Source organism: Flavobacterium sp. PS2, from assembly GCF_046250155.1.
GTDB lineage: Bacteria > Bacteroidota > Bacteroidia > Flavobacteriales > Flavobacteriaceae > Flavobacterium.
Genome location: NZ_CP176426.1, coordinates 706,316 through 721,481 on the forward strand (window position 1 = coordinate 706,316; position 15,166 = coordinate 721,481).

The window sequence follows — 15,166 nt, forward strand, 5'->3', positions numbered from 1 at the left end:
TATTTTAATTGAAACGTATTTTATTTGTTTTTTATCTAATTACTTTATTTTGATGCTAATTGTAAAATATACTTTTTAAAATTCTTACTTATATTACCGTAAAACAAACATGGATCTATTTCTTGCTTATTTTTATCTATAATGCTTTTACATCCTATTCTGGAAATAGTTGTTTTATTAGTTATTAAAGATACTCTTACAAACTGAAATATCGCACCTTTTTGATAATAATTAATTTCAATATTGTAATGTCCTAATAATGCGATATCGTTCTTGTTAAATGTTTTTTTATTTTGCAAAAAACTATTTAATGTAGCAACCTGGTTCTTTGTTAATCTTTTTTTGGATTGAACAAAAATTGTATCTTTTTCTTCTTTAAAATCATTATACGGAAGTGTTAGCTCCCCTGTAATACTATCCTTTTTTGCTGGTATACTATTTATAGCCAAAGGAGCATTAAATTCTTTGTCTCGATAAAACATATTGGATACAACAACACTATCAGATTTTTGAAACAATAAAACATTACTATTATTAAACTGTTGGCAAAATACATTTTGCCCCATTAACAGAAATAAAGGAATGCATAAAATTTGTTTAATTTTCATCTGATTTTCTATAGTTTAAATCCTTTATAAATTTATTCTTTCTCAGTAATTATTCAAAAAAACAATCATGAATAGATGCTTTTTTTAATAGCTATTCCTGATTATTTATCAATCCACATTATTATATATAAGATAAATAATGTGGCAATTGTAATAGCTGATAATAAAATAGGAACTAACCACGTATTAAACTTATTATCTGGTTTAAAATAGAAAAAATAAGCTAAAACTAATACTCCTATATTGCAAATAGCCAAAATATTCAATTCAATAAAATCAGCAGGAAATTGCCCACTCCCGTATTTATGAATGTAATATAAATGCCCAAAACTTACTAATTGAATTACTGTTATTACTATTGGAAAAATGATTAATGCACTTTTATTAGTAGTCTTGTTAATGATTTTATTTTCCATTTGCTAATGTCTTATTTTTTACTTCTATTCCTTTTTATTTTGTGGTTTACATTAAACCAATTATCAATATTTCTATCATAATTATATATCTATAATTGTCTGTCATAAGCTATAAACCAGTACCTAATAAGTACATAAATAAAATTATTTTTATAGTAAAAAATATAAACATCTGTAAAAACATAAGCCAGATTCTAATAGGACGAAATTTAAAAAATAAAGCGATAAGACATATTGGAATTTGAACAATCTCTAAAAATGTCCCATACGTAAAGGAAATAAATGTAAATGATATGATGATATTGTTAATTGATGAATTTAAAAATGAAACCTTTACAGTAATAAAATACATAAGAAACAAGACAAAAACTATTCTACTTATGTTCAAATTTATTCTCCAAAATAATTTCATACTATTTATATATCTTTTTCATCAGTAACAACTCTTTTTAAAATCATATCACTATATCTCATTCTTTTAATTTTTCAAAATCTACTATAATAATGTTATTACCATAATCTTCCATTTTTTGATTATTCATTGTAGATTTACAATAGCGACAAACTAGAATTTTATTATGACTTTCATTAAATCCTTCTTCGGTAATATTAATAAAATCATATATTTTAATAATATCACTTTTAATATTAATAATTATAGTATCTTTTAATAATACTTTTTCAGACAAACTGATATTATAATTATTTGAATATAAATGATATCCTCCTTCCCATTTAGTATATCTAATATTCTTATTATTAATAAGTATTTTAAGAGATTGTAAATCTTTTTCAGAATATTTTCTTGAATGATTATCAAAAGAAATTAAAACTCCTTCTCCAGCTCCTACATAAATATTGCAATTATTATTTTCTTTTGTATTGCAACCCAACAAAACAAAAAATAATATACATATTATTCTATTTAACTTTAATATATCCATTATACACATAAAAATAATATACCTCCTAAAATTATTTCTTTAAAACCTTACCGGTTTTTGTTGGAATTTCGATATTCAAAGGAGTTTTTGAATTATCTACCTTATAACCATTGACAATAAATGATGAAATATTATTCATTATGATAAAATCTCCAGGACGACCTCCTGAGAAAACTGTATCAATTTTATTGTCTATCGAAGTTATTTTAAATTCTAGACTATCATCAATTATCAATTTTATATCATAATCTATTTTTCCTGTATAAGAAACTATGGGCGTAAATATTCGCTGATTAATTTCTTTAACTTCATTTTCACAGCCTTCAATATTGAACCTCGTATCACCTCTGATTATTATTTTAAAACTTGAGTTTTTTTCATATTTTTCAAAAAGAATCTTTTTTGGACACAGCAAAGAGTTCCATTCTTTAAGATAGATTCCATAAAAAGAGCTATCATCTTTTGAATACTCACTTTTATTATTGCAGCTTATAAAAAGAAAACAAAACATTATACTAATATACCTTAATATAGCCATAATAATTACTTTTAAAAGATTCTATAGAAATTCGTTGTTTATTATAATTAATTAGGTAAAATGTAAATTCCATCTCTATCGATGAATTCTTTTCTGTTAATTTTATAACTGAGCATAAATGGTCTTCCAGATGAAATGACACCTTTCCTATCAATCTCAGAAAGTGAAAAACATTTATTTTTTATACAAATCACAATGATGTCAGTTTTGAATATAGTATCTATTTTTTTTAATGATATCTCAACATCAATTGTATTTTTAGATTTAGAATATACTCTAAGATTACCTGTATCAATGCTAGCATCATTGCGCTTAAAAATCAATTTTGAATTTACTATTTCTATTTCAGAGCTATTTTCAATTGAAATAATAGGCAATTGATTCGCAAGAACATATCCCTTATCATCTGTATTCTTGCAATTAATAAATAAAAGACAGAGAAGAAATATTTTTAGATTATTTTTTAAATTTGAGATATGCCTAAAAATTAGTATTAAAAACAGAACTACGTATTTGTGAACTTGTATTTAGTTTTTGTCAACAATAATATGAAAACTATATTCATTTTTTATTGGACCTATAACTAAATTCCCTTCATAAGCGATCCAATGATATTGAGTTACACATCCTAAATAACTTATTGAATCATCTAGCATATCTAAATCTATAAGCAGAATAATATGCCAACCTTAATTGTAAAATTTTTCTATTTCTAGTAATTTATTAGAGTAAATTTTCACCCGTAATTATCAATATTTCATCCGCAACAAGTCTAGCTCCGTATAAATTAACTGCAGCATCAACCATGTAATTAAGCCAATAATAAATCCATTTAATTTAGGAAAGAGTTTCATTTAGTTTTCCTGACATTCCCTTTTTATTAATAATATTTTGATGTTGTTTGATTGAATACAATGAAAAAGTAGATAATACTGAAGTAAAATATAAAATAACAATTATAAGTAACAAGATGCTTTTTGAACCAGAATTCAATTCTATTCATATTATTTATTTAAAAAACAAATTACTTTATTTTTAACGTCCAGCTTGTCTGATTACACTCTATATCACTTCTATTTTTATATTCAAATTTTTCTATACTGTTAAAGAACTCATCTTTATCATATTGTTTAATAACTTGCCCTAAAGAATCTTTGATTTTTATATTTATTTTTTCAGGAAATTTAATCCTAGAAGTATTAAAAATAGGTAGTAGAAAATATCCACCTTCATTTTTTTTAATATAAATACTATCAACTTTATTATAAGCAATATTAATATCCGACAATTTAATAGAATCAATGGCATTATACCTAAAATCAATCACAACATTTAGTGATTTATCAGTATTATTAATAAGTGTAATACCTTTAGTTAAATTAGGATCTTCAACTGGTTGTTCATTACCAGGTCCTCCTTTCTTCCATGAATGCAAAAAAGAAAAGAATATAAACAAGAACAACAACATTAACAATCCAGAGGTGAAAATTATTTTTTTCATTAGTTTTCAGCTATACATCAATACCCTAACAATCTAAAATATAAACATAAAAAGTATAATATAAAAGAAGATTGTTCCTGTCTTTTTATTTCAATTTTAGTTAACCATATTAAGCTTAAATCATCTTTCTTACAGGATTTTATTTAATTATTAAATCCCAATCTGTTTCTTTTTTTTCTAAATCTCCCTTTATTCCATGTTTTGATTTTTCTATTTCATCAAAAAAAACTTTTTTATCATATTTTTTAATAACCCTACCTTGCAAATCGGTTATTTTTATACTAAATTTTTCAGGGAATTTAATAGTGTCTGATAAAAAAATAGGAGTCTTAAAAAATTTTGTTTCTCCAATATCTAAATAAACAGTATCAATTCGATTATTGGCAATATCAATATTTAGATTATTTAAAATTTCTTTATCGGAATATTCAAAATCAATATAAGCTATATACTTATTTCTATGCAAGTTAACTAGCTTTATTTTTTTTACACTAGGTTCTGGCACTAAATTACCAGAACTATTATTCCATAAATAAACAATAATTATTATATAAATGAATGTATAAAAGAAAGTAATAAAAATGGAATATATCAATTTAAATTTTATGCTATGCCTCTTAAAGAAAATTTTATTTGATACTAAAAGAATAGTAATTATTGATATGAAAAAAAAAATTATCATTTTATTTTTGTTAACTAAATTAAATTTACTACATCTTTTTCCGCAGCAATTGTTCTGTCTTTAGCTTTTATATTGTCATTATAATATTTCATTAAATCAATTTCTCCTCTATGATGTTGTAACTCTTTATAACCGAATTCTCCAAACTTTTTATCCTCATCTGTTTCTTTAATTAGTATTACAGTTTTTCTTATTTTACTTGTATTGATTTTATACTATTTTTTGACTACTGAGATTTTAATCTTCTCAAAACAATAGTATCTGGTTTACTATACATAAAACGATAAAAATAATTATCACCTCTTGGCGCAATATCCACAACATTGACAGTATCAATTTGATAATCTTTTTTATTAAAAATTAATGGTTCAGGTGCAGTCGTACTATCTAATTGAAGTTGAAAATAACCATTTATATTTGTAAATGTCGAATGATGTTTGCTAATGTTAGAAACATCTACATTAATTATAGGTTTTAAATTTTCATCTAAAACTACTCCATGACAATAATTTAAGTCTGGCTTAATATTTTTGGGTTTAGTATTAACAAAATAAAGTAATCCGAAAAAAGACAGAAGTAATACAGTCAAAAAAATAAGGAGTGTTTTTTTTATATTACAGTTATTTAATTTCTTCAAAATATTTTTTTTGTTTTCCTGTTTTTTGCATTTCATTCCAATGCTAGTACTATACTCCTAAGCCCAAAATAATAATTCAAACAGGTTTAAATACATATCTGAACGGCTACGAAGTCTTCTGACTTCGTACCTGCTTAGCTTCTGATACTATTTTCAAATAAGGTTTAGAATAGTGAGAATTTCCGAAAACCAATCTAGTTAAACCCAATTTCTTTATAATATTCTATCGTTTCTTTAGATCTTTTTATAACCTCACCTGTATTTCCATCTATAAAATATCCTTTTCCAGGCTGCGAAGCTCTTTCTCCTATTTCCCAAGGTGGAGTAATTTCCCCTTGCGCTAATCCTATATGTACAAATACATCCCACGATTTTTTGTTTGAAGTGTCTGAATAATAAAACCCTATATCCATTTTATCATCTCGATTTATGTCCCCTTCTAATCCTTTGCGTAAATTTATTTTTTTTTCTTTGTCAAGAAATCGAAGTAGTTCATTATATCCGAATTTCCCAAATTTTTTATCTTCATCTGTTTCTTTAATTAAATTTCTCTGTTCATCATATTCGTAAGAAAATCCAATTTTTAGTTTTTGACGTAAGAAACTATCCCAACCAAATATTTTATACTTTTTTCTTAGAGTGTATTTTGTATAATCATATTTATAAACAATAGTATAAAATTGTTTTTCTTGTGGATATACATATATATCCCAACTTTTTTTCCAAGAATCTGGATAAAATTCCACTCCTCTCTCTCTCTCTATATATATATATATATGAACCCTCCGATTTTGTTCCTTTTTTTAAATCTTCGAAATGGTTATTCCAAAGACTAATAGGGAATTTTTCAAAAAGGTTATTTTTAAAATCTTTCTTTATCAATCCTGTAGTGCAACTAAATAAAACCAAAACTGTTGCTAAAAACAATATTTTTTTCATAATCCGTTTATTACTTTCCATTGCCAGTACCATGTAGCAATTCTATCAATTGGGGTATTGGGTAATCCTGTTATTTTATCAATTGGATTATGAGAATAATCCATTATATTATCCTTTTTAGGATTTTATAAGTAAAAACAAATCCCCAGAAAACGAATGAGGAAATCCTAGACTATGCAAACATTCATGAGCAATAGTATATTTGTCATGTCCCCAGAACAATAACACCAAAGCCAGTATCACGAGAAGAATAACTATGGATAACTTTAGCATGACAATTACTCAAAAAAAACATTACCATAATAATTATAAAATTTTCATTTTCCTCATTTAATGATATATAGTTTTCGCTTCTTCTTCAATAACTTGTCATTTAAAAAAATGAACATTGATTTAATAAATCAATGTTCATTATGTATCATTCTTTTAATTTTTCAAAATCTACTATAATAATGTTATTACCATAATCTTCCATTTTTTGATTATTCATTGTAGATTTACAATAGCGACAAACTAGAATTTTATTATGACTTTCATTAAATCCTTCTTCGGTAATATTAATAAAATCATATATTTTAATAATATCACTTTTAATATTAATAATTATAGTATCTTTTAATAATACTTTTTCAGACAAACTGATATTATAATTATTTGAATATAAATGATATCCTCCTTCCCATTTAGTATATCTAATATTCTTATTATTAATAAGTATTTTAAGAGATTGTAAATCTTTTTCAGAATATTTTCTTGAATGATTATCAAAAGAAATTAAAACTCCTTCTCCAGCTCCTACATAAATATTGCAATTATTATTTTCTTTTGTATTGCAACCCAACAAAACAAAAAATAATATGCATATTATTCTATTTAACTTTAATATATCCATTATAATTAGCCATAAAGTGATTTGACGTTATTTTCTTTTTTAAATATCGTTTATGTCCATTCGGATCTGTTCCCCAAGTATAAACTTTGAAATCTATTTCATCTTTTTTAGCTCCAAAAAAACCAGGTATATAATTCCATACTATTGGAGATTCCAAAACTACCCAATGTAAGTCCATAGATGATATATCCCACCTATCGTCAATTAAATCAGAATCTATCATTAAAATTAATTTATAACCTAAACTCAATTGTTTATTTATGTCGTTAATCTTATTCTCAACATCTAATGTAGTAAAAACCAAAGGTTTTACGGGATTATAAACACCTTTTGAACTCACGTCTTTGTATCCTAAAAGAATTTCACTTAAAGAGGTCATGAAGGGAGGCCAATTAATTGCTTGAAATTCTTCTTCTCCTCCTTTATACTTCTTGTTATCTGTATTCCTAGTTCCGGCCATTGTAACATAATCAATCAATGGCATATTAACTTTTATTTGATTACCTCCAACCCATTCCCAGTGCCATGGAAAGTTACCTTCATTAAGTATTTTTTTAGGTAAAAATGGTTGTCTTTCTAAAATATCTATAGTTGGTGTCACAGTATAATTATTAAAAGTAGCAACACCAGTCCTAAAAAGCTCTTTTGCAAATTTTTTATACGCTTGTGGTTGCTCTTTTGCAAATACATAAAAAATACATGCCATCCCACAGAGTGAAGTTCCTGATTGATTTATTAACCAAGGCTTAAAATTATCCACTCTCTCAGTGATTTCATCATTTATTACCATTCTATCAAACCACCTAAACCTATTATGCTTCCAAACTTGAAGGTTAGCCTCAGTTTCGTGATCTTTAATATAAGCACGAACATTAACAAAACGACCACATAAATCTTCATTATTCATGGTGATTTTTACATTATCTCCTTTTACAGGTAAGGGAATTTCTTTCCATTTATTTTCTGATAAATTATGATATTTTAATAGCCATTTAATATCAGATTTGTTTTTAGGAGCATCTTTGACATAACTTTTTACTCTAAACTGATACGTTTTCCCAAAAACCATTCCTTCATTGTTAAGTCCTCCGGTTTTATCATTTGTAGAACCAAAGTCTAATGGAGTTAATCGTTCAATTTCTTTTACACCTTCCTTTACTTCCTTTTTTTCAGGAGCTTTATATTCATGATAGGTATTTCCTTTTTCTCCACCATCCCAAATATTTTGCTTAGCTGCAGATGAGATAAAGTGTCCATCTAGAACTTCTATTGTTGTTGCTCCTTTACTTGTTTTTGTTATACTCCCGCCTACTATCCTTATTCTAGACATGATTAACCATTTTTAGTTGTTTCGCCACTATGATGTTGTAACTCTTTAGAAGATTTTACAGAAACTTTATCTTCCGAACTATGCATGTTATACTCTTTACTTGCTACCTCTTGTCTTTCCTTAGCGGTATGAGATTCTAAATTACCTTGAATATTTTCCGTGAAGTTCCCCGTCACATTTAGCATATTATCTCCTCCAACACTAGTATTTAGCATCATTGCTACCATAGTAGTTTTGTCTGCTCCTGCACTTTCCATAATACTCATTCCTGCTGTAGTAGTAACATTTTCAGAAGCATTCATAATAATGTTAGTAGCATTCATTGTTATTGTATTTGATGCGGTAATATTTATATTTCCGCCTACAGTATCGAGTTGTATTTCGTTACCGTTTTGATCTGCAATTATTATGCTCTCTTCTTCTGTAAACTTGATTATATGCCCACTACGGGTATGAATAGCTTTTATATTATTTTGAGCATCTGCATACCCACTTTTATCTTGTCCGTTGTATTGTGTTCCTATTACGTAAGGATTCTGGGCATTATTTCCTTCAAAACCTACCAATACTTCTTCTCCAATTTCTGGAATAAAATAAAATCCTTTTCCTGCACCAGAATGAGGTTGTATCATACGTATCCATGGACTTACAGCATTGCCACTTGTTCCATAAAACTGTACTATAACTCGTCCTAATCCTTCGGGATCACTATTATCTTTTACCTGTGCTGGCTGACTCTCTGCTTTAGCAAAAACATGTACATTAGTATAATGTGGTACAGCAACATCTGCAGGAATAGCTTTGAACTCACAAGAATAGTTACCGTGAACCTCAGAATGGTGTATGGCCTCTATAACAATAAGTTCATGTTCTACGGTTTGATTTACTATCGTAAAAACTTGACCTACTCCTAAAGGAAAATAAGAGATTCCGCTATAATACACACTATTGGCATCGCTACCTCCTGTTTGCAACGTAACCATTTCATCAATTTCTTCTTTATTCTGTGCGTTGGTTGTATAGGCACTAATACTTAAATCTGATTGTGCAACAGTTCCTTGATTATAGCCTACAATAGCCGAAAAACTATCTTTACTACCCGCAGAAGTTCTTGCAGCAGCATTACGTATTGTAGCTCCACTTTCATAGTCATAACCTGTTAAGGAAATTTTGTGCGACACCATATTGGTCTGTATCTTAAAACTGTGTAAAGAAGCTCCATTGATGAGTTTTACTTTACTAGTTTTTGTTTGTCCAAATTGCATGCGCATACCATCAAAATAAAACCATTGTCCATAACGTGTTGCCAGTCTTTTAAGAAATTCAAAACTGGATTCATTATACTGTGCTATGTATTTTAATTCCTTAAGATAAGTTGATCTTATAGAATCTCTTTGATAAAATTCTCCTGGCCCTTCGGCTAAGATACTAAGTACAATATCATCCATTCCTCGTTCCTGATATGATCTTGTTTTTTTCATATCATCGAGAACAATACTATGACTCACACCTGTTACATGTAAACCCACTGGGCTTCCATGAAGATCTACAGACGAAAGCTCTGTAATGATACCTTTACTCATCAATCTTATTCCGGTAAGGCTTTTAAAAGTAAAAATAACTTCATCTCCTAAGTAACCTCTTAAAGCTTTTGCTTGGTCTGCTGGTTTAATTATTGCTTTACCTGTGTATTGCCAAATAAACGAAAAATGATGATGATCAGCCATCTTTTGCGATAGCTTTAAATCATAATAAACAACGTTTTGGGTAAAACTTCCTATAGATATATGTACTTGTTCTGAAAAGTGTGCCATAATAATGCGTCCTTGTTTTTAATTAGCCTTTACAATTAATCTAAAGCAATCCAGTTGTTTGAAAATTTAGCATCTCCAAAAGTCAATTCTTTGGCTACCAACTCCATTGTTATTTTCATTGGTACTTCGGTTGTGCTTGTAAATTGCTCATCATAACCTATACAAAATGCTTTTACAAACGTAAGTTCTTTCATTTTGCTCAAAGCATCTCTTCTATAAAAAACAATTTTTCCATCTTTAGTTAAATCACTATTTAACATCCATGATAGAAAATGACTATTCTGACTTGCCTCGATAATCATTCTTATAACACCACCTTTGGCATCACCGGTAGGTTTACTTGTTGTATCGATTTTTTGTTTAAAACTAATATTAAATTCCAGGACATTATATTCTTCCCCGTCTATGTGTAATTTTGATAAAAAACTCATTTGTAGATTTTTAGATTGTTAAAAAGTAGTGTTATAAGGTTTAAGCTTCTACTTAAAAAAGATTTAAGTAGTCACATCAAAACAAAAAAGGAAGTCCAATAAATGGACTTCCTTTAATAGTTTCAAGCTTAATTAAGTTTGATAAAGTCCAAAGGATTAAACCCAAGCATTATCAAATTCTCCTCCGCCCATCGAGATTCTACGAGCTGAGATCATAAAAGTTTCCGTTAACGGAGTAGCACTGTTATGATCAAAATTCTCTTTGTACTTAACCATGTAAGCTTCTGTGAACTTCAACTCTTTTAAAGTAGCATTCGAATCACGTTTGATGAATTTTACTGACCCATCTTTTCTTTCGAAATTATTGGTCATCCATTCGAACAATTCTGTGCTACCAGTTGATTCTACTTCGATCATGATTCTACCACCACGTGTTACTGTAGATGGACGCCCAGAAGCATCAGTTTCTTGAGCTAAATCATAACTTACATTTAATACTTTGTAGTCCTTTCCGGCTACTGACAACGATGTTAAAAACGACATAATAAAAATTTTTTAATTATTAATTTATTTATTTATCCTGTAAATATATATAAAAAAAATCTTATTATAATATATTTTTTAATAAAATTTTATTTACATTATCAATATTTTAAGAATTTAGCAATCAAAACATAGCTAAACCCTTGTATTTAGTACTCAGACGAGTAACTTTTATTTATAAGATAATGGTCCTACAAAAAAATATCCTCTAAAATCAAAATTTCTATTAGTACTTTTTATTGTTGCTTCAATAATAATATCGACTCTTTTCTTGGCTCTGCTCACATCATCAATTACATATTTTGCCTCAGTTAATTCCACTTTAAGCTCATTAACTTTAATCCTTCCTTCATGAAGAAGTAATGATTGTTTCATGGTTTTAGAAATTATTTCTTTTAATGTATTTTCATTCATTAACAAATCAAAATCAATCTCCCAGATTTTAGAACCAAAGGTTTCATCAAATTTACATTCTCCAAAAGTGGTTGTTGCCAACAATATTACTTGTTGGGCAATAGAATGTTCTATAGAAGTTTTTTCTAGTTCTTTTTTCTGAATTATAGCATTAAAATCTATAGGCAGTTTATAAAAAGCTCCTTTCATTTATTTAATTTTTAAATATAAATCAATCGATCTGTTTGTCCTTGCTTATTTGTTTCCATAGCCTTCGAAACTTGCTTTCTCTTAATTACGTGAAGCTTTACCTTTGGCGTAAGCTTTAAAAATTTCTCTCGATATAGAATATCTCCTATAAAGCGTTGTCCTTTTTTTTCATCGACAATAACAAAATAACTTGTTCCTTTTTCTACTTTAAGCGTATTTATATCTCCTGCAAAAATTTGTATATTCTGATTTTCTTTTTGAAAAGTATAAGTAAGTTCATCATGATTTAATTTTCTATATCTAGAAATATCAAATGTCTCTATTTCTTCTTTTAAAGGTTCAAAAGGAATATTTTCGAATAGGAAATTTTTAGTGGCTAAAAATTTTAATCCCAAAAAGCTCCATAATCCTTTTTTGGTAGTTTGTTCTTTAAAGAAATAGGTATCTCGGGTAACTTTATATATTTCTTTTTCATCTGTTTTATCATCAGTAACTATCATCTGATACGTTGGAATCTCAATTTCAGCAGGAATTTCAGCACCTTTAAAGTGTGTTTTTAAATTCACCGATCCTATTTGCTGTTCAGAGATTGTAATACTAATAGTATGCTGTTTCAATGCAGAATCTGTACGAACAATAACTTTACCTTCGCCACTTCCTGCATAAAAAACAGAACCATCATTGTCTGTAAGTCCTAATGAGAGATTTAATTCTGGAATTGGCATATTTAGTCTTTTAAATAAATTAAACTTTAGTTTTGTTTTTAAGAATGGTGCTTATTATCTCTATTTTGAAATTATAAATTCATTCTATTTTTTCTTGATTCTATACAATTTCAGACAATGTAAATATTCTTTTATATTTTTATTATCGTTAGCACTTGGACTAAATTCATAATCTCTTTTAAGTGTATAAAATTTGATGGTATTAATATCATTGGCCATTAATTTCTTTATGTCTCTTCTTCTGAGCTCCAAAGCAGCTGTCCCATCACAGTTTACAGCAAATGAATTTTTCAGGATATATCTTTCTCCATTTTTAAAATAAATTTCCAATGGTTGCTGTTGTTTCACACACACATTATCTGTGAAGATTTTAAAATATAAGTATATGCTACTTCTTCTTTTCCCAAGTTGAAATACTGCATATTCATAATCTTCATTAAAAACACGTAGCAAAATTGGTGTCGCACTTGCAAAAAGTTTACCCGAAAGCAATAATTCATTTTGCGAAATAGGGCAATTTAAAGTATCAATTGCTCTTATTTTTTGAGCATTAGCCGAACTTGAAATTGAAAATAATGCGATTAAAAGTAAAATTTTAAGTACGTTCATGAATTTGAATTATTTGGTTTGATCATTCAAAAGATCAATATTTTGTTTAAAAAAGGAAACACAAAACATATGTGTTTCCTTTTTTGAATTTACTATACAACAATTATTTTTGTTCGTAATCTGTATCCCATTCTGTTCCATCATCTCCTTTATGACCATCCATTTTTATAAGGAAATTTTTGGCTGGGAAATATGGTTTCATATGGATATCCATATATATTCTATCCTTTTGGATTGGATCTTGCTCAAATCTTCTAATCTCGAAGTTCTCGATTAATTTGTCTGGACCTGTAATACCATCAAGGAAAGCAACGATTTGGTTCATTATCTCTTTACGAGTCTTAGCTGTAAAGTTTTCGAATGCACGACGATTAAGGAAATCCATTAATACTTTAGTCACATAATCAAATACACGAACTACTGAATACGTTTGTAATCCTAAGTTGTCTCCGTTAAATAATGTTTTTGCAGAGAAAGCCATTACTTTACCATACTCGTTTACCATAGGAACTAATCCTAAGTTTTCAAGATTTGCAATTTCACTTTTCTTAAGATCAAATTTTACACCATCAACTTCATTGATTCCACCGAATTTTTTACCAGCAGTAACCTGAGACATTAATGTTTTGTAAATTTTTCCTGCAAGTGCTGCAGATGGAGCAATGTGTAAATCTTCGTTTTCACCAATTTGGTCAAATCTTCCACGTCCTACTAACCAGTTACATGTCATAATTACATTTGAGCGATATACATCTCCTCCTGTTAAAGAAGCAGCATCAAACATTTCCATTACATCATCCGGTTCATCTAAATGTTCAAAATCTGTAACCAACATTACTTTGTTTTCATGTGCAATTTTTGCCCATTTTTCGATTACTTTATTTGATCCTAAATAACCTGGAATAACAAGGATACCATAGTTGTTTTTAAGATCTAAACGATCGTAGTTATCAACTAATTCTGAGTGAATTGCATCAATAAAACGAGTGTTATCAAGGTCTTTTAATTGCTCTAAATCGGCATTTACGATGGTAACATTTTTTACTTTATCTGTTTCAGTATTTTTGAAAAACAAAGCAACAGTTCTATAGGCAGCCTCGATTTCTCTTGTATCTTCAACAGCTTTTACTAAATTCTTTTTTAATAATACTTCAGACTCTTTGCATTTGTCTTCACTTTGAGCCACCATATCAGTCAAAGCTTCATTGTTACTTAAAACCGAAGCCCAAAGTTCTAATGTTTTTAAAAGTGTTTCTCTTTCTTTAGCTTTGTTTACTTCTCCAAGGAAAATTTTTCTTCTTGCTTTTCTCTCTGGATTAAGGTTTTGAATTCCTTCAATAGACATTTCTAACAAATCAAACCCACCGTATTTAGCTAGTTTTTCAACGTTTTTTTCAATAGAAGAACCTCCTGTTACTTTACGCTCTAATACTGCAGTATCAACGTCATTACTTTTATATGCTTCTTTATTTGCCATACTTTCTATATTTTTTTAAATTTCTTATTTATTCTCTTTCAATTCTGTAATTAGAGTTCCAAGGCTTTCTAATAAAGCTTTCTTAGCATCAGCATCTTCTAATGCTGCTTTTAAGATTTTATTCGATTTTAACTGACGAATAATTTTTTGATATTGGTCTTTTTCAGTTTCCAGATCAGATAAAAATTTACTCTGTGCAGTGATCCCATTTATACCAAAATCTCCTAAATTTTTAAACTTTAATGCTTCTACTTTCGTAGCTCCATCTGCAGTTTCAAAATTCACTTTTACTTCTGGTTTAAAATGTTCAAATGCTTTTTCAACACTTGTAATTCCTTCTACTAATTCTGGCTTAACAGGTGCGTCTACAGTTAGTTTTTGAGCAACAAGTGTTCTGTTTTGAGGGATTGCAGTGATTGCTTCATCTGCATCTAATTTTACTTCATTACCTCCAATTCCATAATTTGATAACATAAT

At 28.0% G+C, this 15,166-nt stretch carries 19 protein-coding genes; all 19 read right to left on the reverse strand.

Going from position 1 to position 15,166, the window contains the following annotated elements; all coding sequences use genetic code 11:
• Positions 1 to 44: 44 nt before the first annotated feature.
• A complete protein-coding gene (locus ACJ6WR_RS02960; RefSeq protein ID WP_409417003.1) occupies positions 45 to 608 on the reverse strand; it encodes a hypothetical protein in 564 nt (187 codons plus the stop codon).
• A 101-nt stretch (positions 609 to 709) separates the two neighbouring features.
• Positions 710 to 1,024: a hypothetical protein gene (locus ACJ6WR_RS02965; protein ID WP_409417004.1), complete on the reverse strand. Its 315-nt coding sequence runs from the start codon at positions 1,022 to 1,024 to the stop codon at positions 710 to 712.
• A 470-nt stretch (positions 1,025 to 1,494) separates the two neighbouring features.
• Positions 1,495 to 1,968, reverse strand: coding sequence for a hypothetical protein (locus tag ACJ6WR_RS02970; protein WP_409417005.1), 474 nt, complete (start codon positions 1,966 to 1,968; stop codon positions 1,495 to 1,497).
• A gap of 31 nt (positions 1,969 to 1,999) precedes the next feature.
• Positions 2,000 to 2,506, reverse strand: coding sequence for a hypothetical protein (locus ACJ6WR_RS02975; protein WP_409417006.1), 507 nt, complete (start codon positions 2,504 to 2,506; stop codon positions 2,000 to 2,002).
• 47 nt (positions 2,507 to 2,553) lie between these two features.
• Positions 2,554 to 2,883 (reverse strand): hypothetical protein, encoded by a 330-nt coding sequence (locus tag ACJ6WR_RS02980; RefSeq protein WP_409417007.1) that lies wholly within the window; start codon positions 2,881 to 2,883, stop codon positions 2,554 to 2,556.
• Between the two features lie 647 nt (positions 2,884 to 3,530).
• Complete coding sequence (locus ACJ6WR_RS02985) at positions 3,531 to 4,007, reverse strand: hypothetical protein (protein ID WP_409417008.1); 477 nt, start codon at positions 4,005 to 4,007, stop codon at positions 3,531 to 3,533.
• Between the two features lie 139 nt (positions 4,008 to 4,146).
• Positions 4,147 to 4,689 carry a hypothetical protein gene (locus ACJ6WR_RS02990; RefSeq protein ID WP_409417009.1) on the reverse strand — a complete coding sequence of 181 codons (543 nt, stop codon included), beginning with the start codon at positions 4,687 to 4,689 and terminating at the stop codon, positions 4,147 to 4,149.
• A gap of 226 nt (positions 4,690 to 4,915) precedes the next feature.
• The gene (locus tag ACJ6WR_RS02995) at positions 4,916 to 5,278 is read right to left on the reverse strand and encodes a hypothetical protein (protein WP_409417010.1); all 363 of its coding nucleotides are present in this window, start codon (positions 5,276 to 5,278) and stop codon (positions 4,916 to 4,918) included.
• Between the two features lie 242 nt (positions 5,279 to 5,520).
• On the reverse strand, positions 5,521 to 6,072 hold the full coding sequence (locus ACJ6WR_RS03000; protein WP_409417011.1) for a hypothetical protein: 552 nt from the start codon (positions 6,070 to 6,072) through the stop codon (positions 5,521 to 5,523).
• A gap of 611 nt (positions 6,073 to 6,683) precedes the next feature.
• Entirely contained in the window at positions 6,684 to 7,157 is a 474-nt protein-coding gene (locus ACJ6WR_RS03005; RefSeq protein WP_409417005.1) for a hypothetical protein, read from the reverse strand.
• Positions 7,135 to 8,487, reverse strand: coding sequence for a hypothetical protein (locus ACJ6WR_RS03010; protein ID WP_409417012.1), 1,353 nt, complete (start codon positions 8,485 to 8,487; stop codon positions 7,135 to 7,137). Before ACJ6WR_RS03010 ends, ACJ6WR_RS03005 begins: the two co-directional genes overlap by 23 nt.
• A gap of 2 nt (positions 8,488 to 8,489) precedes the next feature.
• Positions 8,490 to 10,301 carry a type VI secretion system Vgr family protein gene (locus tag ACJ6WR_RS03015; RefSeq protein ID WP_409417013.1) on the reverse strand — a complete coding sequence of 604 codons (1,812 nt, stop codon included), beginning with the start codon at positions 10,299 to 10,301 and terminating at the stop codon, positions 8,490 to 8,492.
• 35 nt (positions 10,302 to 10,336) lie between these two features.
• Positions 10,337 to 10,732 carry a type VI secretion system tube protein TssD gene (tssD, locus tag ACJ6WR_RS03020; protein ID WP_039112701.1) on the reverse strand — a complete coding sequence of 132 codons (396 nt, stop codon included), beginning with the start codon at positions 10,730 to 10,732 and terminating at the stop codon, positions 10,337 to 10,339.
• A 156-nt stretch (positions 10,733 to 10,888) separates the two neighbouring features.
• A complete protein-coding gene (gene tssD / locus ACJ6WR_RS03025; RefSeq protein ID WP_035627552.1) occupies positions 10,889 to 11,275 on the reverse strand; it encodes a type VI secretion system tube protein TssD in 387 nt (128 codons plus the stop codon).
• A gap of 171 nt (positions 11,276 to 11,446) precedes the next feature.
• Positions 11,447 to 11,878 (reverse strand): GPW/gp25 family protein, encoded by a 432-nt coding sequence (locus ACJ6WR_RS03030; protein WP_039112700.1) that lies wholly within the window; start codon positions 11,876 to 11,878, stop codon positions 11,447 to 11,449.
• A gap of 11 nt (positions 11,879 to 11,889) precedes the next feature.
• Positions 11,890 to 12,603, reverse strand: a complete 714-nt coding sequence (locus ACJ6WR_RS03035) for a hypothetical protein (RefSeq protein WP_039112699.1) — start codon at positions 12,601 to 12,603, stop codon at positions 11,890 to 11,892.
• An 84-nt stretch (positions 12,604 to 12,687) separates the two neighbouring features.
• The gene (locus ACJ6WR_RS03040) at positions 12,688 to 13,212 is read right to left on the reverse strand and encodes a hypothetical protein (RefSeq protein ID WP_039112698.1); all 525 of its coding nucleotides are present in this window, start codon (positions 13,210 to 13,212) and stop codon (positions 12,688 to 12,690) included.
• Positions 13,213 to 13,315: 103 nt separating this feature from the next.
• Complete coding sequence (locus ACJ6WR_RS03045; RefSeq protein WP_039112697.1) at positions 13,316 to 14,689, reverse strand: DUF5458 family protein; 1,374 nt, start codon at positions 14,687 to 14,689, stop codon at positions 13,316 to 13,318.
• Positions 14,690 to 14,713: 24 nt separating this feature from the next.
• Positions 14,714 to 15,163 carry a hypothetical protein gene (locus ACJ6WR_RS03050; protein WP_082001795.1) on the reverse strand — a complete coding sequence of 150 codons (450 nt, stop codon included), beginning with the start codon at positions 15,161 to 15,163 and terminating at the stop codon, positions 14,714 to 14,716.
• Between the last annotated feature and the right edge of the window lie 3 nt (positions 15,164 to 15,166).

What these genes read in the sequence shown, in the direction of transcription:
- ACJ6WR_RS02965 (WP_409417004.1), bottom strand. Translation starts at nt 1,024, where the DNA reads ATGGAAAATAAAATCATTAACAAGACTACTAATAAAAGTGCATTAATC.
- ACJ6WR_RS03015 (WP_409417013.1), bottom strand. Translation starts at nt 10,301, where the DNA reads ATGGCACACTTTTCAGAACAAGTACATATATCTATAGGAAGTTTTACC.
- ACJ6WR_RS03005 (WP_409417005.1), bottom strand. Translation starts at nt 7,157, where the DNA reads ATGGATATATTAAAGTTAAATAGAATAATATGCATATTATTTTTTGTT.
- ACJ6WR_RS03035 (WP_039112699.1), bottom strand. Translation starts at nt 12,603, where the DNA reads ATGCCAATTCCAGAATTAAATCTCTCATTAGGACTTACAGACAATGAT.
- ACJ6WR_RS02990 (WP_409417009.1), bottom strand. Translation starts at nt 4,689, where the DNA reads ATGATAATTTTTTTTTTCATATCAATAATTACTATTCTTTTAGTATCA.
- ACJ6WR_RS03040 (WP_039112698.1), bottom strand. Translation starts at nt 13,212, where the DNA reads ATGAACGTACTTAAAATTTTACTTTTAATCGCATTATTTTCAATTTCA.
- ACJ6WR_RS02970 (WP_409417005.1), bottom strand. Translation starts at nt 1,968, where the DNA reads ATGGATATATTAAAGTTAAATAGAATAATATGTATATTATTTTTTGTT.
- ACJ6WR_RS03010 (WP_409417012.1), bottom strand. Translation starts at nt 8,487, where the DNA reads ATGTCTAGAATAAGGATAGTAGGCGGGAGTATAACAAAAACAAGTAAA.
- ACJ6WR_RS02975 (WP_409417006.1), bottom strand. Translation starts at nt 2,506, where the DNA reads ATGGCTATATTAAGGTATATTAGTATAATGTTTTGTTTTCTTTTTATA.
- tssD (WP_039112701.1), bottom strand. Translation starts at nt 10,732, where the DNA reads ATGAGTTTTTTATCAAAATTACACATAGACGGGGAAGAATATAATGTC.
- ACJ6WR_RS03045 (WP_039112697.1), bottom strand. Translation starts at nt 14,689, where the DNA reads ATGGCAAATAAAGAAGCATATAAAAGTAATGACGTTGATACTGCAGTA.
- ACJ6WR_RS02985 (WP_409417008.1), bottom strand. Translation starts at nt 4,007, where the DNA reads ATGAAAAAAATAATTTTCACCTCTGGATTGTTAATGTTGTTGTTCTTG.
- ACJ6WR_RS03030 (WP_039112700.1), bottom strand. Translation starts at nt 11,878, where the DNA reads ATGAAAGGAGCTTTTTATAAACTGCCTATAGATTTTAATGCTATAATT.
- ACJ6WR_RS03050 (WP_082001795.1), bottom strand. Translation starts at nt 15,163, where the DNA reads ATGTTATCAAATTATGGAATTGGAGGTAATGAAGTAAAATTAGATGCA.
- ACJ6WR_RS02960 (WP_409417003.1), bottom strand. Translation starts at nt 608, where the DNA reads ATGAAAATTAAACAAATTTTATGCATTCCTTTATTTCTGTTAATGGGG.
- tssD (WP_035627552.1), bottom strand. Translation starts at nt 11,275, where the DNA reads ATGTCGTTTTTAACATCGTTGTCAGTAGCCGGAAAGGACTACAAAGTA.